Origin of the sequence: Actinosynnema sp. ALI-1.44 (assembly GCF_001984155.1) — a bacterium.
Taxonomy (GTDB): domain Bacteria; phylum Actinomycetota; class Actinomycetes; order Mycobacteriales; family Pseudonocardiaceae; genus Kibdelosporangium.
Genome location: NZ_MTQO01000048.1, coordinates 259,083 through 277,100 on the forward strand (window position 1 = coordinate 259,083; position 18,018 = coordinate 277,100).

Below are 18,018 nucleotides of genomic sequence, written 5' to 3' on the forward strand. Positions count from 1 at the left end.
GTGAATTCCAGTACCAGCAGTCCGTTCAAGCAGCCGAAGGCCGTGTTCGCGGTCGCCTTCGCGTGCGTCGTGTCGTTCATGGGCATCGGGTTGGTCGACCCGATCCTGCCCGCGATCTCCGCGGACCTGAACGCCACACCGAGCCAGGTGACCCTGCTGTTCACCAGCTACCTGGTGATCACGGCCGTCGCGATGCTGATCACCGGCTGGGTGTCCAGCCGGATCGGCGCGAAGAAGACGCTGATCGCCGGCCTGGCGATCATCGTGGTGTTCAGCGCGCTGGCCGGCGCGTCGGACAGCATCGGCGGGATCGTCGGCTTCCGCGCGGGCTGGGGCGTGGGCAACGCCCTGTTCATCGCGACCTCGCTCGCGGTCATCGTGGCGTCGGCGACCAGCGGGTTCGTCGGCGCGATCATCCTGTACGAGACCGCGCTCGGCCTCGGCATCGCGGTCGGGCCGCTGCTGGGCGGTCTGCTCGGCGAGGTCAGCTGGCGGGGACCGTTCTTCGGCGTCGCCGCACTGATGGCGATCGCCCTGATCGCCACGGTCGTCCTGGTCGAGCCACTCCCGAAACCCGCACAGAAGACATCCATCACCGCACCGTTGAAGGCGTTGCGGCACAGGGGTTTGCTGATCCTGTCGCTGACCGCGCTCTGCTACAACTGGGCGTTCTTCACCGTGCTGGGGTACGCGCCGTTCCCGATGCACCTCGGTGCGATCGAACTCGGGTTCGTGTTCTTCGGCTGGGGTGCGCTGGTCGCGGTCTTCTCGGTCTTCGGCGCTCCCCGGCTGCAGCGGCGGTTCGGCATCGCCCGCACGCTCTACCTCAACCTCGCCCTGTTCGCACTGGTCGTGCTCGGCATCGGGATCTGGACCGACTCGACGACGACGCTCGTGACACTGGTGATCGTGGCCGGGGTGTTCATCGGCGTCAACAACACCGTGACCACCCAGGCCGTGATGACGGTCGCGCCGGTCGAGCGGCCGATCGCGTCCGCCGCCTACGGTTTCGTGCGGTTCATCGGCGGCGGCCTGGCGCCGTTCGCGGCGGGCAAGCTGGTCGAGGCCACCAACGTGCACGTGCCGTTCTACATCGCGTCGGGCGCACTGGTCCTCGGCATCGGCATCCTTACGTTGGCCCGCAAGGAACTTGCCGACGCCGAGCGCGTGCAGGCCGAGGACAGCGGCGAAGCGGCACCGGTCGCACCGGGCAACGCCATCGTGGCCGCGATCGACGACTCCCCCACAGCCGACGCGGTGGTCGACGCCGCCGTGAAGCTGGCAACGCTGCACAACCGGACTGTCCACGTGGTGCACGTCCAGGAACAGGCTGTGACTGTCAGCGAGGACCCGCGGACGGCCGATGCGTTGATCCGCGAGCAGGTCGCCAGGGCGAAGGGCACGGTCGGCACGGTGCTGACCGGCGCGACGGACCACGGTGAGGTCGGGCGGCTGATCGCCGACTACGCCGACAAGCTCGGCGCCAAAGCCATCGTGGTCGGCGCGCCCCGGCACGGCGGGCTGCCCGCGTTGATGGACAACAGCGCCAGCCAGGAACTCTGGCGGCACGCCAAGGCGCACATCCTGATCGTGAACCCCGCCCTCACGGCAGTGCCCGAGCCCGTAGGCTCGCGTGCGTGAGTTCTCCGCAGATCACGCTGACCGCTCGGCTGTCCCCGTCGGCCATCGACACCCGGCGGGGTGTCGTGCGGCTGCACCCGGAGGTCCTTGACGCCCTCGGCCTGCGGCAGTGGGACGCGGTCAGGTTGATCGGCGCACGACCGAGCGTCGCGCTGGCCGCCGAGAGCGACAACCTGCCCGGCGTCGCCCTGCTCGACGACATCACGCTGACGAACCTGGGAATCGTCGAGGGCTCCGAGGTCGTGGTCTCGCCCGTGACCGTGTCCGCCGCCAGATCCATCACGGTCGCGGGGTCACGGCTCGCCACGACCGCCGTCACGCCGCAGACGCTGCGGCTGGCGCTGATGGGCAAGGTGTTCACGGTCGGCGACGCCGTCTCGTTGCTGCCGCAGGACCTCGCGCCGCCACCCGGGGCGGACGTGACCGCAGCGCGGCAGCGGCTGTCCCAGGCCATCGGGATGACCTGGACGAACGAGCTGATCACGATCACCGCGTCCGACCCGGACGGCTGCGTGGCGGTGGCACCGTCCACAGTGGTCAACTGGCGGGACGGCGCGCGCGGCGGCGCCGGACCCGCGCAGACCACCGCGGGCACCACCCAGGCCACGGCCCAGACAACGGGGCAGAGCCAGGTCATCGAGGACGCGGTGATCGTCGCCGAGGAACTCGACACGTCACCGGCTGAGGCGCCGCTGCCGGTCGCCGACCTGGTCGGGGCCGTCGACGCGGCCCGCAAACTCACCGAATGGCTGGAGCTGGCCTTCCAACGGCCCGAACTGCTGCGGAAGCTCGGGGCGGAGCCCCGGCTCGGCGCGTTGGTCAGCGGCCCGGAGGGCGTCGGCAAGGCGACCCTGGTCCGCGCGGTCGCGAACGCGGTCGACGCCAGGATCATCGAGATCGCGGCGCCGTCGATCGCCGTACTGGAAGCCAACGCCGCCGCGGGCCAGGTCCGCGCGGCCATCGCCGAAGCCGGGCGGAACACCCCGGCGGTCCTGCTGGTGACCGATGTGGACGCGTTGCTGCCCGCGACCAATCCCCCGCCGGTCGCCACGATCGTGCTGGACTCGTTGCGCAACGCCGTGAACACGCCACGCCTGGCGATCGTCGCGACGACAGCGCACCCCGAGGCGATCGACCCGCGGCTGCGCACCGTCGAACTCCTCGACCGCGAGCTCGCCCTTCCGTTGCCGACGGGCAAAACCCGCACCGAGCTGCTGCGCGTGCTGATGCGCGACGTGCCGACCGAGTCCGATGTGGACTTCAGCGTCGTCGCGGACCGCACACCGGGGTTCGTGGTCGCCGACCTGGTCGCGTTGCGCCGGGAGGCGTCGGTCCGCGCCGCGCTGCGCCAGAAGGACTCCCCCGAGCCGAAGATCTGGGCGGAGGATCTGGTCGGGGCGTTGGAGACCGTCCGGCCGACTTCGATGTCCTCTTCGGACAACCTGCAGACCGGCGGGTTGACCCTGGACGCCGTCGGCGACATGGCCGAGGTCAAGCAGTCGCTCACCGAGGCGGTGCTGTGGCCGTTGCAGTATCCGGATTCCTTCGCCCGCCTTGGTGTTCAGCCGCCACGCGGTGTCCTGCTCTACGGCCCGCCCGGCTGCGGCAAGACGTTCCTGATCCGCGCGCTGGCCGGTAGCGGCCGGTTGAACGTGATGTCGGTCAAGGGCGCCGAGCTGATGGACAAGTGGGTCGGCGAGTCCGAGCGTGCCGTGCGTGAGCTGTTCCGCCGGGCCGCCGAAGCCTCACCCACCATGGTCTTCCTCGACGAGGTCGACGCGTTGGCCCCGCGCCGCGGCCAGTCCAGCGACTCCGGCGTCGGTGACCGCGTCGTCGCCGCGTTGCTCACCGAGTTGGACGGCGTCGAGCCGTTGCGGGACGTGATCGTGGTCGGCGCGACCAACCGGCCCGAGCTGATCGACCCGGCGTTGCTGCGGCCAGGCCGGCTGGAGCGGATCATCTACGTGCCGCCGCCCGACGGCGAGGCACGCGCGGCGATCCTGCGCTCGTCCGCCCGCAACACCCCGTTGGCCGACGACGTCGACCTGGACGCCTTGGCGGACAACCTCGACCGCTACTCGGCCGCGGACTGCGCCGCCTTGATACGGGAAGCCGCGCTGACCGCCATGCGCGAATCGCTCGATGCCACCGTGGTCACGGGCGCGCACCTGGACACAGCCAGGGAAACGGTTCGCCCGTCCCTCGACCCCGCCCAACTGGCCTCGCTCGAGGCGTACGCCCAGTCCCGTTAACCCCGTGCAACCAATGTGGCCTTCGTTGCGTTTTGAGCACCGAAGGCCACATTGGTTGCCAAGCTTTTAGCGGACGGAGAGTTCGGTCGGCGTCGCGAAGACGTCGACCATCGCGCCGCCGCGCAACACCGTCACCGGCAGCTCGGCACCGATCGCCTCGGCGAAGAGCTGCTTCTGGATGCCCTGCGCGTCGCTGACCTGTTCGCGCCCGACCGTGAGCACGAGGTCGCCCGCGTGCAGACCGGCCCGGTGCGCCGGGCTGCCCGCCACGACCTCGACCACCCGCAGGCCCGCTTTCTGGCCGGTGCGCGCGGCGACGTCGTCCGGGATCGGCGCGGGCATGCTGACCAGGCCGAGGAAGGCCCGGCGGACCCGGCCGTCGGCGACCAGCGTCCGCACGATCCGCATGGTCGTCGTGTTCACCGGCACCGCGAGGCCCAGCCCGAACCCGGCGACCGCCGTGTTGATCCCGACCACGTGGCCCTGCCAGTCCGCGAGCGCCCCGCCGGAGTTGCCGGGGTTGAGCGCGGCGTCGGTCTGGATGACGTCCTCGATCACCCTGGCCGCTTTGCCTTGCCGCACCGGTAAAGCCCGGCCGAGTGCGCTCACGACGCCCGCCGTGACCGACCCGTTGAGACCGAGCGGGTTGCCGACCGCGACGACCAACTGGCCGACTTCGAGCTGGTCGGCGTTGCCGAGCGTCGCGGGCGGCGGGATGTCACCGCGTGCGCTCAGCACAGCCAGGTCCGAGAGCGGGTCTGAGCCGACGACCTCGAACGAGGCGTCGCTGCCGTCCGCGAACGTCGCCGTGCCGCGTCTCGCGGTTCCGACGACGTGCGCGTTCGTGAGCAACCGGCCGTTCTCGAACACCACTGCCGAGCCGCTGCCGTTGTCCAACCGCACGCTCGCGACGTGCGGGGTCACCGATTTGGCGACGGAGACCACTGTCCTGGAGTACTCGTCCACAGCCACCACCGCCCATGCCGCGATTACACCGTTGCACCCTTTTACAACGTTACCTGGGCGTGCGTGTTCCACGGACCCGCTGAGCAGGGGATCCTTACTTGGACTTCGGGTTGTATTCCTTGGTGACGATCACGATGATGCCCGGCGAGGCGTTCTTGATGCCGTCGAACCGCGGTTCCGGCCGCAGGCCGAACTGCTGCGCCAACTCCTTGGCCTGCGCCTCCTCGGCCGTGCCAGGCCGGTAGTAGACCGTCGTTTCGGCGATCTTGCCCTGGTGCGGGCCCGTGTCGACCACGTTCCAGCCACCGGCACGAAAGTCGTTGGCGGCCCGCTCGGCCAGGTGCTCGACGAAGCTGTTGTTGTAGACGCGCACCGGCTCAGTCCGGTTCGGCTGCTGCTGCGGCGGCGGGGCAGGCGGCTGGGACGCCGGAGGCGGCGGCGTGGCGCTCGTCGGCGGGGCGGGCGTGCTCGCACTGGACGGCGGCGTTGACGGCAGCGTTGACGGCGGCGTTGACGGCGCACTGCTCGGCACGCTCGGCTCACCGCTTGACGCAGGCGGCGGCTGTTGCGACTCGGAGGTCGGCGGGGGCTGGGCGCCCGGATCCGAATCATCACCCCCGACCAGTTGGATGACGCCGATCACCACTGCTACGAGTGCGAGCGCGAGCAGACCAAGCCCAGCCAGGCGCGCCGGCCGGGTCGGTCCTGACTGCTCAGGGGTGGTCATGTTTTGTCGACACCCAGCCTTCGTGCCCCACGAACCCTGACGCGACCGGTGCGCAGCCTGCGAAGGCGTTTCACCAGCATCGGATCGGCCACCAGGGCTTCGTGCTTTTCGATGAGGTCATTGACCAACTGGTAGTAACGGGTCGGCGAGATGCCGAAGATCTCCCTGATCGCCTGGTCCTTCGCGCCGGCGTACTTCCACCACTGGCGCTCGAAGGCGAGGATCACCCGTTCCCGCTCGGTCAGACCGTCGTGCGGCCCACCTTCGGGGACCAGTGCCTCTGCGGCGTCCATCCGGCTCCTCGGCTCGCGCTCGGGAATCCCTTACCCGTCTGAGAATCACACGTGTGTGATTTCCGCTGTGTCATTACATCACGCCCCCGCCCGGGACTGTCGGCCATGTCACCCGGCGCGTCCGGGTCGATGTGTTGCCGCTGGATAACATGTCGACCATGGCTGTACACCCGATCCGCGTTGTCGGCGACCCGGTTCTGCACAACCCCACCGACAAAGTTGCCACATTCGACGCCGAACTGCAGCAGCTCGTCGAAGACATGTTCGAGACGATGGCGGCTGCCAACGGAGTCGGCCTCGCGGCCAACCAGATCGGCATCCCGCTACGGCTGTTCGTCTACGACTGCCCGGACGACGACAAAGTCCGCCACCGCGGCCTCGTGGTCAACCCGGTGCTGGAGACCACGGAACGCCCGGAGACCATGCCGGACCCCGACCACGACTACGAGGGCTGCCTGTCCGTGCCGGGCGAGACGTACCCGACCGGCCGCGCGACATGGGCCCGCGTCACCGGCCAGGACGCCGAAGGCAACGAGATCACGGTGGAGGGCACGGGCTTCTTCGCCCGCTGCCTGCAGCACGAGACCGACCACCTCGACGGCCTGCTGTACCTGGACCGGCTCGTGGGTCGCTACGCGAAGCAGTCGAAGAAGATGCTGAAGTCCAACGGCTGGGGCGTTCCGGGACTGTCCTGGGATCCGGCGACCCAACCGGATCCGTTCCAGGACTGACGAGCCCCCGGCTGACGGACGTTGCCGGTCTGCTCCGGGGAGGCATATCGTCGTACGCAGAAGCGTCCGGCCAGGGGGAAGAGTGCGGCAACCCAACCTCTACGCGGTACTAGGAGTGTCGCGCACCGCGTCGGCCAACGAGATCAGGTCGGCGCACCGAAGACTCGCGAAACAGGTGCACCCCGACCTTGAGGACGGCGACGAGGAGCAGTTCCGTCTCGTGCAGCTGGCCTTCGAGACGCTGAGCGACCCCGACAAGCGCGCGAGCTACGACAACGCCCGCCCGTCCCGGGTGCCCAGGCCGAGGCAGTCGTGGCCGACGGGCGAGTCCGAGCCGCGGAAGTCCGGCCAGTACCGCAAGCGCTATCCGGGGTCGCTGCGGCCGATTCGGGACTGGAAGCCCGGCCCGTGCTGGGAGTGCGGCAGGCGCGACGGCCAACCGCTGATGCACATCCGGATGGAGAAGCACGGCTCCCAGACGCACATCGTCGGCATCCCGCTCTGCGGCACCTGCACGACGCCCATCCCGAACTTGCCGATCGCGACCTCCGACTTCGTGGTGTTCTCCGTCGCGCTCGTCGTCGCGGCGGCCATCGTGGCCGGCTGCCTGCTGCTCGGCCTGCCAGGTCTTCCGGTCGGCGCGCAGGTGACCTTCTGGACTTCGTGCGCGGCTCTGCTGCTGGGCGTCCCGCCGATGGTCGTCGACTACCGGCGGCGGATCCCGTCGGGCTACCGGCGACGCGCGACCATCCTGGTCGACTACGTCGCCGATCACCCGACCGTGTCGCGGTTGCTGGACAAGGGCTATCTGATCGTCACCTAGGGCTTGAGCGCTTCCAGGATCTCCTGCGCGGTCTCCGTCGCGCTCTCGGTCGACACGTCCGGGTTGCCGATCCGCTCGTCCCAGTTGAGGTCGTAGAACAACTCCGTCACACCCTGCTCGCCCAGCCACTCGGCGTCCGCGCGGATCTGCGAGAACGAGCCGGACAGGCGTCCCGCACGCTCACCGGGGCGCACCACGCCCCGCACGACCACGCGGACGGCCGCCGGGTCCTTGCCCGCTTCGGCAGCGCCCTCGCGGACGACGGCGATCTCGTCGGCGATGGCTTCGAGATCCGTGGCGCTGCGGGACATCCAGCCGTCCGCGATCCGCCCGGCCCGCCTCAGCGCGGCGGGCGCGACCCCGCCGAGCAGCACCTGCGGCCCGATCGGCTTCGGGGCCATCCTGGTCGGCGGCACGGTGTAGAACTCGCCGTCGAAGCTGCTCACCTCATCGGCCCAGAGCGTGCGCAGGACCCGCACGTACTCCGTCGTCCGAGGGCCGCGGCGTTCCATCGACGCGCCGGTGGCGACGAACTCCTCCTGCTGCCAGCCCGCGCCGAGGCCGAGGTCCAGGCGGCCACGGGACACCACGTCCAGGGTCGCCGCCTGCTTGGCCAGGTAGGTCGGCGACACGAACGGGAAGTTGATCAGGGACACGCCCAGCCTGATCGTGGACGTCCGCGCCGCCATGAAAGACAGCGCCACCAGCGGGTCGAGGACACTCCGGTAGACCGGGTCGAGCGCCTCGCGGTCCGCCGGGGTCAGCAGCCGGTGAAACGTCCACAGCGACGAGTACCCCAGTTGCTCCGCCGACTCGGCGAACCGGGTCAAGTTGTCGGGAGTCGCCCATGCGCCCGAGACCGGGGCGCCGAATCCGATCTTCATGGCCCCACGGTAGTAACCGTGTTCTGCCGCCACGGCAGATCCGGCAACGACGCTAGTTCGTCGTATGACGTACTATGCGCGAGCTCGGCGTAGCGGCCCGCGATCAGGAACGACCTCAGCCGCTGGGCCTGCCGGGCGGTGAAGCAGTGGCCGGTCAGCAGGAACGGCAGCACCAGGCGCCAGTACCCGACCTGCGAGGCCCGGTGCCGGTGCGGCGCCCGCAGGACCACCCTGGCCTGCCGCAACAACTGCTCGTTCGGGGTCATGTCACCGCCCGCGAGCCAGCGCTTCTCCTCCGCGATGGCGCAGTACGCGCAGTCGACCTCGCCGGTGGTGGCCTCACGCCCGCAGCCCGCGCAGTTCGACAGCCGCAGCGCCCAGTCCAGGCAGGTCCACGGGTAGGTGTCGCCGTCGTCCGACAGCACCGCCGAGATCAGGTCCGAGGGGGTCCCCGCCAGCGCGTTCAGCCAGTCCGCGGCCCAGTAGCGGTCGACGAAGTCCTCGCACGCCGGGCACCGCGGGTAGCCGCGGCCGGCGAATTCACCGCAGTCCGCGCACGGCGCGACCACGTCGGGTCTGGCCAGCTGCCGCAGGCCCGGAGCGGAGGTCACAGCGAAACGGTACGCCGATTGGCTTGGCAACGCGCGGTCATGCTGGTTATGGTCGAGAAGATTGACCAAACGTCGCGGGAGCTCGCGCCGAAGCGGGCTGAGAGGGCGGCTGGTGTCCACTGAGGACCCGGTGCCGCCGACCGCATGAACCTGACCGGGTAATGCCGGCGTAGGGAAGGTAGGCGTTCCATGACGGCGCTTGAAGACCGCACTGTCCAGCCGACCATCACGACCGGGCCGATCTCCGGCTCGCACAAGGAATACCGGGACATCGGCGACGGCATCACAGTGCCTTTCCGCAGGGTGGAGCTGACCAACGGGGAGCACGTCGACCTCTACGACACCTCCGGTCCGTACACCGACACCAGCGCGACCATTGACGTCCACAATGGACTGCCCAGGATCCGGGAGAGCTGGGCGCTCGAGCCGGTCAACGGCGCGGTGACCCAATTGGCCTACGCCAAGGCCGGGATCGTCACCAACGAGATGCGGTTCGTCGCGGCCCGCGAGAACATGGACCCGGAATTCGTCCGTTCGGAGGTTGCCATCGGCCGGGCGGTCATCCCGGTCAACCGCAACCACCCCGAATCCGAGCCCGCGATCATCGGCAAGAAGTTCCTTGTCAAGATCAATGCCAATATCGGCAATTCCGCGGTGTCCTCCTCGATCGAGGACGAGGTGGACAAGATGGTCTGGGCCACCCGGTGGGGCGCGGACACCATCATGGACCTGTCCACCGGCAAGCGGATCCACGAGACCCGCGAGTGGATCATGCGCAACTCGCCGGTGGCGGTCGGCACCGTGCCGATCTACCAGGCGCTGGAGAAGGTCAACGGCGACCCGGCGAAGCTGAGCTGGAGCGTCTACAAGGACACCATCATCGAGCAGTGCGAGCAGGGCGTGGACTACATGACCGTCCACGCGGGCGTCCTGCTGAGGTACGTCCCGATGACCGCGAAACGGGTCACGGGCATCGTGTCGCGCGGCGGTTCGATCATGGCGGCCTGGTGCCTCGCGCACCACAAGGAAAGCTTCCTCTACACCAACTTCGAAGAGCTGTGCGACATCCTGCGCGCCTATGACGTGACTTTCTCACTGGGCGACGGCCTGCGGCCCGGTTCCATCGCGGACGCCAACGACGAGGCCCAGTTCGCCGAACTGCGCACCCTCGGCGAGTTGACGCACATCGCGCGGGACAAGGACGTCCAGGTGATGATCGAGGGCCCCGGCCACGTGCCGATGCACAAGATCATGGAGAACGTCCGGCTGGAGGAGGAGTGGTGCGGCGAGGCGCCGTTCTACACGCTCGGCCCGCTCGCCACGGACATCGCGCCCGCGTACGACCACATCACCTCGGCGATCGGCGCCGCGCAGATCGGCTGGGCCGGCACCGCGATGCTCTGCTACGTCACGCCGAAGGAGCACCTCGGGCTGCCCAACCGGGACGACGTGAAGACCGGCGTGATCACGTACAAGATCGCCGCGCACTCGGCCGACCTGGCCAAGGGCCACCCCGGCGCGCAGGAGTGGGACGACGCGTTGTCCAAGGCGCGCTTCGAGTTCCGCTGGGTCGACCAGTTCAACCTCTCGCTCGACCCGGACACCGCCCGGTCGTTCCACGACGAGACGCTGCCCGCGGAACCGGCCAAGACCGCGCACTTCTGCTCGATGTGCGGGCCGAAGTTCTGCTCGATGAAGATCACGCAGGACGTGCGCAGGTACGCCGAGGAGCACAACCTGTCCACAGTGGATGCCATCGAGGCCGGGATGAGCGAGATGTCCCAAGAGTTCGCTGAGCAGGGCAACAAGGTCTACCTGCCCGTGGTTGACTGACTCATGACTCCACCGACTGTCCTCACCATCGCCGGAAGCGATTCCGGCGGTGGTGCGGGCATCCAAGCCGACCTGCGGACGCTGTTCGCCTGCGGTGTGCACGGGATGACCGCGGTCACCGCCGTGACCATCCAGAACACCGTCGGTGTCAGCGGGTTCGTCGAGATCCCGCCGGACGCGGTCGCCGCCCAGATCGAGGTGGTCGCCGTCGACATCGGCATCGATGCGGCCAAGACGGGCATGCTCGCCAACGCGGACATCATCATCGCCATCGCCGGTGCCGCCGACCGGGTGGGCATGGGCCGTGGCGGCAGCATCCCGTTCGTGGTGGACCCGGTCTCCGCGTCGATGGGCGGTGACCAGCTCCTGCGCGACGACGCGCTGGACGCGCTGCGCTCAGAGCTGTTCCCCCGCGCCACCGTGATCACGCCGAACCTCGACGAGGTCCGGCTGCTCACCGGGATCGACGTGACCGACATGGCGACCCAGCGCGACGCGGCCAAGGCGCTGTACGAGTACGGCCCCGAGTGGGTGCTGGTCAAAGCGGGCCACATGCGCAACGTGGACGACTGCGTCGACCTGCTCTACGACGGCTCGGACTTCCACGAACTGCCCGGCCCCCGCTTCGACACGGGCAACACCCACGGCAGCGGCGACACCCTGGCCTCGGCCATCTCGTCGGCGCTGGCCCGTGGCCTGCCGGTGCCGGAGGCCGTCGCGTTCGGCAAGCGGTTCATCGTGCGCTCGGTCCGTGACTCGTACCAACTGGGCAAGGGCCACGGCCCGGTCTCCCCGTTCTGGCGACTGTCCACTGAGGAGGTCTAAGGGCGGCACAGCATGGGGTTCGCCAACTCGTCGCACGGGCGGTTGCCGTGTGAGCGGATGATGTCCTTGCCGACCTGGTTGGTCAGGTACCGCAGGAAACTGGCGGCCAGCGAGTCCGCTTTGGGTTCCTGGTAGGTGTACGCGAACTCGGTTTCCCAGAACGTGTACGCACCGTGCACCGCCGCGTCCAGCGTCGCCTTCTGGCCGTCCATCCGGACCACGACCAGGTCGGTTCGCTTCGCCGCCGCGCCGAGTTCGGCGTAGCCCAACGCCCCTCGGGTGTCGGCGACGCCGTTGAGCAGGTCGTCGGTGCGGTCTCGTTCGCACCGGATGACGCCTGGTACGCCGCCGCTGTCGCGTGTCCGGCAGTTGTCGGAGTTGGTCGCGGCCTCGCGCTTGCCTTGCAGGATCTGGTGCTGGAACGTGGTTCTGGTGCCGGATCCCGGCTTGCGGCTGATCAACGTGACCGGCACGTCGTTGCCACCGATGTCCTTCCAGTTGGCGACCTGCCCGTCGTAGAGCCGCCGGACCTGGTCGATGGTCAGGTCGCCCACTCCCGCCTCCTTGTTCACCACGAGCGTGAACAGCATGAACGCGACCGGTCTCGGCAACAGCTGCGGCTGGAGGTCGGCTTTGGCACCGTCGGAGAAAGCGAGCACACCCGGCGACTGCTTCGCCTCGTCGCCTGCTCGCTGCAGCGTGGTCAACCCGGCCGAGCTGCCTTGGAAGTCGTAGCCGAAGCTCGCGCCGGAGCACGTCTTCTCGTACATCGATCCGGCTTCCCGCATGACCGCCTCGATCGCGGTCGACCCGGTCAGCTTGAGCGTCCCCTCGGCGCAGTCCAGCGGCGAGTCCTCGTTGAGCACGGTGAACAGGCCGAGGCCGACGATCACCGCGGTCAGGAACGCCAGCATCGCGAACGCCCTGCGGGGCAGGCCGGTGCGTGCCGTCGTCTCCTTCACCCTGCCGCCAAGGATCCCCGCTTCCACGACGGGGTCCTTCGGCTTGGTGGCACCGCCGTTCCCGTCGTCCGCCGCCCGTTCCAGCACGACAAGGACTTTGTAGTGGTCGTTGCGGTTCAGCGGCACCCGCGGCAGGTCGACGACCCCGGTCCTCTCGCCGCCGTCGACGAAGTCCGTGCTGTTGAGGCCGCTGTCCTTCTCCTCGAAGTTCTTCCTCAGGTCGGGATCGCTGAGCTCGGTCACCACCAGCCCGGCGACCGTCCGGCCGGGGAACTTGATCCGCAGGCCCGGCCTGACCTCGGGGATGCCGCGGTAGTCGGTGGAACTGATGGTGGTCGCGCCGTCGTTCTCGATCCGGACGAGCACGAAGGACGGGTTCACCAGCGGGATTCCGTCGTCCCGCCGCATCTTGGCGAGCACGCCTGCCAACTCGGAGCTCATCTCGGCCATCCCGGTGGTGTCCATCTGCACGCGGTAGCCGAGCCGCTTGCGCCCCACGAGGACGAACTCCCACAGGAAGGCCAGGACCGGTACGCAGATGCCCAGGATGGTCAGGACCAGAGCCCATAAGTCGAGATCCATCGAACGCCTCCCCAGCGTTGTCCCCGGAGCGACCAACATAATTCGCCCGGTCGGATGAATCAGGCCCCACATGCCGCTCTTCAGCCACAGTTCACCGCGACGTGGCCACAGTGTTGTCGTGGTGCTGAACATGTTCGTCGCGGTGGTGGTCAACGGGATGGACCGCGGCATGACGGACGAACTCGTCGAGGCGGAGGAAACCCTCGTGAGTGGTTGTCGGGGTGCTGACCCCGGTTTTCACTCACGACACAAGTCGATCTTCGCCGGGATCACCCCGCGGACCGGTGAACGGGACTAGTCCTCGTTCAGCAGTTCTTCGAGCACCGGGATGGCGTTGATCAACTGCGCCTGCTTGTCGTCGGGCAGCCGTTCGATCCGTCTGCGCAGTTCCTGCACACGGGTCGAGCGCAGCCCGGAGACCATCCGTTCGCCCTCCGGCGTGGCTTTGACCAGCCACGCCCGGCGGTCTACCGGATCGGGTTCGCGCTGCACGTGCTTGGCCTCGACGAGCGCGGCGACGATCCGCGACATGGTCGGCGCGGCCACGCCTTCCTTGTTCGCCAGATCGCCGAGCCGCATCTCACCGCAGCCGACCAGCGTCGACAGCGCGGAGATGGAGCCGTGCCCGAGCCCTGGTGTGCCACTGCGGCGCAGCGACCTCGACAGCCGTCCGATCGCCAGGTAGAGCCGCGCCGGCACGTCCTCAGCAGCCGAAGGCGTCATCATCTGCCCTCCTTCGTGCAAGGTGCATCGGACAATGATGACTGTTTCGCCCGAGGTTACCGAGGAGGGCTGGATGCCTGTGCCCAGAATCGTTGCGGTATACGCCCGGCCGAGCGGGCCAATCTACCTGCGACAACACCGCTGCGCATGGCCGCGGCCATCTTCTCGGGATCGCTCGCCCTGGTGACCGCGGTGGCCAGCATCACCGCGTCGCAGCCCAGTTCCATCGCCAACGCGGCGTCCGACGCGGTGCCGATCCCGGCGTCGAGGACGACCGGAACCGACGCCCTGGCAACGATCAACTCGATGTTGTGCGGATTCCTGATGCCCAGCCCGGTGCCGATCGGGGAGCCGAGCGGCATCACCGCGGCCGCACCGGCTTCCTCCAGCCGCAACGCCAGCACGGGGTCGTCGTTGGTGTACGCCAGCGCCACGAACCCGTCGGCGACGAGCTTGCGCACGGCGTCAAGCAGCTCAACGGGATCGGGGAGCAACGTCCGATCATCGGCAACCACCTCGACCTTGATCAAGGTGGTGTCCAACGCTTCCCGTGCCAACTGGGCCGTCAGCACGGCTTCCGCGGCTGTCCGGCAGCCCGCCGTGTTCGGCAGCGGATCGATCCCCAGCCGCCGCAACGTTTCCAGCACACCGGTGCCGCCGTCCGAGTCGACGCGGCGGATGGCCACGGTGGTCAACTGGGTGCCGGAGGCGATCAGCGCGCGTTCCAGGACGGCGAGGTTGGCTGCGCCACCGGTTCCCATGATCAGCCGGGACTCGTACTCCCGGCCAGCGAGGATGAACGGGTCGTCCATGTCAGCCTCCTTGCACAGCGGTCAGCACTTCGATGTCCGCGCCGTCGCCGATGACGGTCGCCAGGTGCCTGGCGCGGGGCACGACCTCCCCGTTCACGGCGACGGCGACGCCGTTCCGGGGCACGTCCAGCATCCGGAGGACATCGGCCACCGTCGCGCCTTCGGCGAGTTCGCGCTCGACGCCGTTCACGCGAGCCTTCATCCTCGTGACTCCAATCCGGCCACCTGAGCCGCTTCGGGTACCGGTTCACCGTCGAGCAACGCCACCACCGCGGCCGCGGTGATCGGGGCGAGCAGCAGGCCGTTGCGGTGATGCCCGCTGGCCACCAGCACGCCCGGTTCCACCCAGTCGATCACCGGCAGGTTGTCCGGGCTCGACGCGCGCACACCCGCAGCGCTCTCGACGAGGACGTACTCGGAGATGCCCGGCACGACGCGTTCCGCGTCCAGCAACAGATCCCGGACGCCCTTCACCGTGACGTCCGTGTTGTAGCCCGCTTCGTACTGGGTCGCGCCGAGCACGACCTCCCCGGTGTCCCGCGGAACGAGGTACACCGGTCGTGATTCGACCAGGGCCCGGATCGTGCGACCGAGCGGCAACGCGCCACGGCCGGGTCCGAGCCGCAGGATCTCGCCCTTCACCGGGCGGATCACCGTTCTCAGGCGGGGATGCAGGTTCCGGCTCCACGCCCCCGCGGCGATGACGACGGCGTCGCAGTCCACTGTGGAACCTTCGAGCTCGACGGCCCCCGGCCGGATCGACTTCACCTCCGCGTGCCGGAAATCCGCCTTCGAGGCCAGCACCTCGAGCAGCTTCCGGTTGTCCACGGCCAGATCCCCGGGCACGCTCAGTCCACTTCGAACGGACGTGGACATGGCGGGCTCCAGCGCGCGCAGCTCAGGGCCGGTCAACTGCTCGACCTCGCGCCCGGTGGAAGCCAGGTGCTCGGCCAGTATCTCCAGCTGCCGCACGTCGGCCGAGTCGAACGCCGCGACCACAGTGCCTTCCGTGCGCAGCCCGACGTCGCCGAGGTCCGCGGCGAACTCCGGCCACGCCCGCAAGGAGGCCTCGCCCAGTTCCAGCAACGGTTCTTCACCCGGCCACGCCTCGGTGGTCGGCGCGAGCATGCCACCCGCCACCCAGGACGCGCCCGAACACGGTTGCGGGTCGACCACAACCGTCCGCCATCCGGAGTTCATGGCACGCCAGGCGACCGACAGGCCGATCACGCCTGCCCCGACGACGACGATCTTTCCCTTGACCACAACACGCTCCCTGCGCCGGCATGACCCGGATCAGGTTCGACGGTCGGAGCTGCCACAAGCTCCCTCTCAGCCCGGTGTCGCCAGGCTCCCGTGCGGACCGGTGACCAGAATAGCGTAGAAATCAAGGTATGCCCGGACTCAGTGGGACAGACCTCAGGCGCAAGCTCGCCGGAGCACGGCTCTACCTGTGCACCGACATCCGAGACGACCTCGCCGACTTCGTCGACGCGGCGCTCGGCGGAGGTGTGGACATCGTGCAGCTGCGCGCGAAGACCCTGGAGGCGCGCCAGGAGATCGCCGCACTGGAGGTGATGGCCGGGATCTGCGCGAAGCACGGTGCGCTGCTGTCGGTCAACGACCGCGCGGACATCGCGGCGACCGTCGGCGCGGACGTGCTGCACCTGGGCCAGGACGACCTGCCGGTGAAGTACGCGCGGCGGATCGTCGGCGAGGAGATGGTCATCGGCCGGTCGACCCACGACGTGGCGCAGGCCCGCGCCGCCGCGACCGAGCAGGGCGTCGACTACTTCTGCACCGGTCCGTGCTGGCCGACGCCGACCAAGCCCGGCAGGCCCGCGCCCGGTCTGGACCTGGTAAGGCAAACCGCCGAGGACGACCCGGCAAAGCCGTGGTTCGCCATCGGCGGTATCGACGCGGGCAGGATGCCGGAGGTGCTGGCCGCAGGCGCGTCCCGTGCGGTGGTCGTGCGCGCGATCACCGAGGCTGAAGACCCGCGCGCCGCCGCCAGCCTGCTGAAATCCCAGCTCACCAACTGAGCACCCCGTGCAACCAATGTGGCCTTTGTTGCGTTTTTTGCAACAAAGGCCACATTGGTTGCACAACAGAGGTCAGCCGGTGAGCAGAGTCAGGCCGTAGACCGAGAGGATCTCAGGGAGCGGCTGGAAGTAGCACACCGACGAGTTGCCGCCGGACACGACACCCTGGCCCTGACCGGCGTTGGTGATGAAGCCGCCACCGGAGTCACCGGGCTGGCACAACACGTTCGACGCGGTCATGCCAGTCACGGCGCCCTGCGGGTACCGGACGGTCTGGTTCTTGGCACCGATGGTGCCGCAGGTCCAGCCGGTGGTCGAACCGGCCTTGCAGACAGCCGCGCCGGTCGCGGCCGAGGTCGAGCCCTTGACCGTCACCGAGCCGACACGTGGCTCCAGCGTGACACCGGAGTTGGTGCGCACCCAGGCGTAGTCGTTGCCCGGGAAGGACGAGCCGCCCCAGGTGCCGTTGCTGGGCGCACCGGCGGCCGCGCAGTGCCCGGCCGTGACGAAGCCACCGCGGACGGTCAGACCGACGGAGCAGCGCGACCTGCCACCGATGGTGTAGGCGTCGCCGCCCTTGAGGAACGGCTGCGGGGCCTCGGCTTCGACGACCCGCACGTCACCCGCGAAGGCTTTGGCGACCTGAGCCGTGCCCGGGAGGGCGGTCACGACTATCTCGTTGGTCACAGTGTCGGCGTACCAACCGGTCACCGAGGACGGTGCGCTGGCTTCACGGGCGTTCAGCTGTGCCACAGCGGAGTCCAACTGGGCCGCGCTGCGGGCCACCACTTTGGCCGTCGCTCCGGCGGCCGTCACGGCCCCGGCCTTGCTCGCGTCGGTCACCCCGACGACGAGTTTCCTCGACGCGCTGTCGAAGTAGGCGCCGCCGAAACTGTCGCCCAACGCCGTACGCAGCGAATTCTCGGTCGCGGTGGCGACCTCCTGCGTCGCGGCGAGCGCGCGTGCCTCCGTCGCGTCGAGGCCGAGATCCCGCTTCATGGCAGCCAGCAACCCGGGATTTTCGGCCTCGAACTGAAGAGTCGACAAATCTGTTGCAGAAGTGCCACCCGAAGAGGCCGCGGACGCGGGTAGACTGTGCAGCACAGCCATGGCGGCGGCAATGAGGACGGTACCGGTTAACCGGAGCGTTTTCCTTGGGTTCATGTCGTCTCCTTGGGTGCAGGGACCCGTGAGCTGGATGCAGGGCCAGCTCGCGGGCTTTCAAGGAATAGGTGCCGGGGTGGTCGACTCACCCCGGCACCTGTTCGAGCGTCACTCTTCCGGGTCACCCTCCGCAAGCGAGCGTATGAA

At 68.8% G+C, this 18,018-nt stretch carries 19 protein-coding genes and 1 riboswitch; of the genes, 8 read left to right on the forward strand and 11 right to left on the reverse strand.

Annotated elements, in window-relative coordinates; genetic code table 11:
- Complete coding sequence (locus ALI144C_RS28745; protein WP_237774358.1) at nucleotides 1-1,641, forward strand: MFS transporter; 1,641 nt, start codon at nucleotides 1-3, stop codon at nucleotides 1,639-1,641.
- Entirely contained in the window at nucleotides 1,638-3,893 is a 2,256-nt protein-coding gene (locus ALI144C_RS28750; protein ID WP_076990296.1) for an AAA family ATPase, read from the forward strand. The genes ALI144C_RS28745 and ALI144C_RS28750 overlap by 4 nt, the downstream gene beginning before the upstream one ends.
- A gap of 66 nt (nucleotides 3,894-3,959) precedes the next feature.
- Here ALI144C_RS28750 and ALI144C_RS28755 read toward each other — a convergent pair whose 3' ends face one another.
- The 3 genes from ALI144C_RS28755 to ALI144C_RS28765 form a co-directional block, all read right to left on the reverse strand.
- The gene (locus ALI144C_RS28755; protein ID WP_202819080.1) at nucleotides 3,960-4,859 is read right to left on the reverse strand and encodes a S1C family serine protease; all 900 of its coding nucleotides are present in this window, start codon (nucleotides 4,857-4,859) and stop codon (nucleotides 3,960-3,962) included.
- 94 nt (nucleotides 4,860-4,953) lie between these two features.
- Complete coding sequence (locus ALI144C_RS28760) at nucleotides 4,954-5,586, reverse strand: LytR C-terminal domain-containing protein (RefSeq protein WP_076990298.1); 633 nt, start codon at nucleotides 5,584-5,586, stop codon at nucleotides 4,954-4,956.
- Nucleotides 5,583-5,879, reverse strand: coding sequence for a DUF3263 domain-containing protein (locus ALI144C_RS28765; RefSeq protein WP_076990299.1), 297 nt, complete (start codon nucleotides 5,877-5,879; stop codon nucleotides 5,583-5,585). Before ALI144C_RS28765 ends, ALI144C_RS28760 begins: the two co-directional genes overlap by 4 nt.
- A 158-nt stretch (nucleotides 5,880-6,037) precedes the next feature.
- Here ALI144C_RS28765 and ALI144C_RS28770 point away from each other — a divergent pair, with 158 nt between their 5' ends.
- Entirely contained in the window at nucleotides 6,038-6,610 is a 573-nt protein-coding gene (locus ALI144C_RS28770) for a peptide deformylase (RefSeq protein ID WP_076990522.1), read from the forward strand.
- 82 nt (nucleotides 6,611-6,692) lie between these two features.
- Entirely contained in the window at nucleotides 6,693-7,433 is a 741-nt protein-coding gene (locus ALI144C_RS28775) for a J domain-containing protein (RefSeq protein ID WP_083753465.1), read from the forward strand.
- Here the strand turns inward: ALI144C_RS28775 and ALI144C_RS28780 are convergent.
- Both ALI144C_RS28780 and ALI144C_RS28785 read right to left on the reverse strand, forming a co-directional pair.
- Entirely contained in the window at nucleotides 7,430-8,317 is an 888-nt protein-coding gene (locus ALI144C_RS28780; protein WP_076990301.1) for a TIGR03619 family F420-dependent LLM class oxidoreductase, read from the reverse strand. The two genes, ALI144C_RS28775 and ALI144C_RS28780, sit on opposite strands and share 4 nt — an antisense overlap.
- Nucleotides 8,314-8,928 carry a hypothetical protein gene (locus ALI144C_RS28785; RefSeq protein WP_076990302.1) on the reverse strand — a complete coding sequence of 205 codons (615 nt, stop codon included), beginning with the start codon at nucleotides 8,926-8,928 and terminating at the stop codon, nucleotides 8,314-8,316. Before ALI144C_RS28785 ends, ALI144C_RS28780 begins: the two co-directional genes overlap by 4 nt.
- A 189-nt stretch (nucleotides 8,929-9,117) precedes the next feature.
- Between ALI144C_RS28785 and thiC the strand changes: the two genes are divergently transcribed.
- Together thiC and thiD are read left to right on the forward strand one after the other, a co-directional pair.
- Nucleotides 9,118-10,761, forward strand: a complete 1,644-nt coding sequence (gene thiC, locus ALI144C_RS28790) for a phosphomethylpyrimidine synthase ThiC (RefSeq protein WP_076990303.1) — start codon at nucleotides 9,118-9,120, stop codon at nucleotides 10,759-10,761.
- Nucleotides 10,762-10,764: 3 nt separating this feature from the next.
- The gene (gene thiD, locus ALI144C_RS28795) at nucleotides 10,765-11,586 is read left to right on the forward strand and encodes a bifunctional hydroxymethylpyrimidine kinase/phosphomethylpyrimidine kinase (protein WP_076990304.1); all 822 of its coding nucleotides are present in this window, start codon (nucleotides 10,765-10,767) and stop codon (nucleotides 11,584-11,586) included.
- Here thiD and ALI144C_RS28800 read toward each other — a convergent pair.
- Entirely contained in the window at nucleotides 11,583-13,130 is a 1,548-nt protein-coding gene (locus ALI144C_RS28800; protein ID WP_076990305.1) for a substrate-binding domain-containing protein, read from the reverse strand. The two genes, thiD and ALI144C_RS28800, sit on opposite strands and share 4 nt — an antisense overlap.
- Nucleotides 13,131-13,248: 118 nt before the next feature.
- Between ALI144C_RS28800 and ALI144C_RS28805 the strand changes: the two genes are divergently transcribed.
- On the forward strand, nucleotides 13,249-13,428 hold the full coding sequence (locus ALI144C_RS28805; RefSeq protein WP_143230929.1) for a hypothetical protein: 180 nt from the start codon (nucleotides 13,249-13,251) through the stop codon (nucleotides 13,426-13,428).
- On the opposite strand, the gene ALI144C_RS28810 is transcribed toward ALI144C_RS28805, so the two are convergent.
- The 4 genes from ALI144C_RS28810 to thiO all read right to left on the reverse strand — a co-directional run bounded on the left by ALI144C_RS28810 (nucleotide 13,425) and on the right by thiO (nucleotide 15,931).
- Nucleotides 13,425-13,853 (reverse strand): MarR family winged helix-turn-helix transcriptional regulator, encoded by a 429-nt coding sequence (locus ALI144C_RS28810; protein WP_076990523.1) that lies wholly within the window; start codon nucleotides 13,851-13,853, stop codon nucleotides 13,425-13,427. The two genes, ALI144C_RS28805 and ALI144C_RS28810, sit on opposite strands and share 4 nt — an antisense overlap.
- Nucleotides 13,854-13,909: 56 nt before the next feature.
- A complete protein-coding gene (locus tag ALI144C_RS28815; protein ID WP_076990307.1) occupies nucleotides 13,910-14,665 on the reverse strand; it encodes a thiazole synthase in 756 nt (251 codons plus the stop codon).
- 1 nt (nucleotide 14,666) lies between these two features.
- On the reverse strand, nucleotides 14,667-14,867 hold the full coding sequence (gene thiS / locus ALI144C_RS28820) for a sulfur carrier protein ThiS (RefSeq protein WP_076990308.1): 201 nt from the start codon (nucleotides 14,865-14,867) through the stop codon (nucleotides 14,667-14,669).
- Entirely contained in the window at nucleotides 14,864-15,931 is a 1,068-nt protein-coding gene (gene thiO / locus ALI144C_RS28825; RefSeq protein ID WP_076990309.1) for a glycine oxidase ThiO, read from the reverse strand. Before thiO ends, thiS begins: the two co-directional genes overlap by 4 nt.
- A riboswitch (TPP riboswitch) is annotated at nucleotides 15,922-16,033 on the reverse strand. Its footprint overlaps the gene before it by 10 nt.
- 26 nt (nucleotides 16,034-16,059) lie before the next feature.
- Between thiO and thiE the strand changes: the two genes are divergently transcribed.
- On the forward strand, nucleotides 16,060-16,707 hold the full coding sequence (gene thiE / locus ALI144C_RS28830; protein ID WP_076990310.1) for a thiamine phosphate synthase: 648 nt from the start codon (nucleotides 16,060-16,062) through the stop codon (nucleotides 16,705-16,707).
- Nucleotides 16,708-16,779: 72 nt separating this feature from the next.
- On the opposite strand, the gene ALI144C_RS28835 is transcribed toward thiE, so the two are convergent.
- Nucleotides 16,780-17,706, reverse strand: a complete 927-nt coding sequence (locus ALI144C_RS28835) for a S1 family peptidase (RefSeq protein WP_330359617.1) — start codon at nucleotides 17,704-17,706, stop codon at nucleotides 16,780-16,782.
- Between the last annotated feature and the right edge of the window lie 312 nt (nucleotides 17,707-18,018).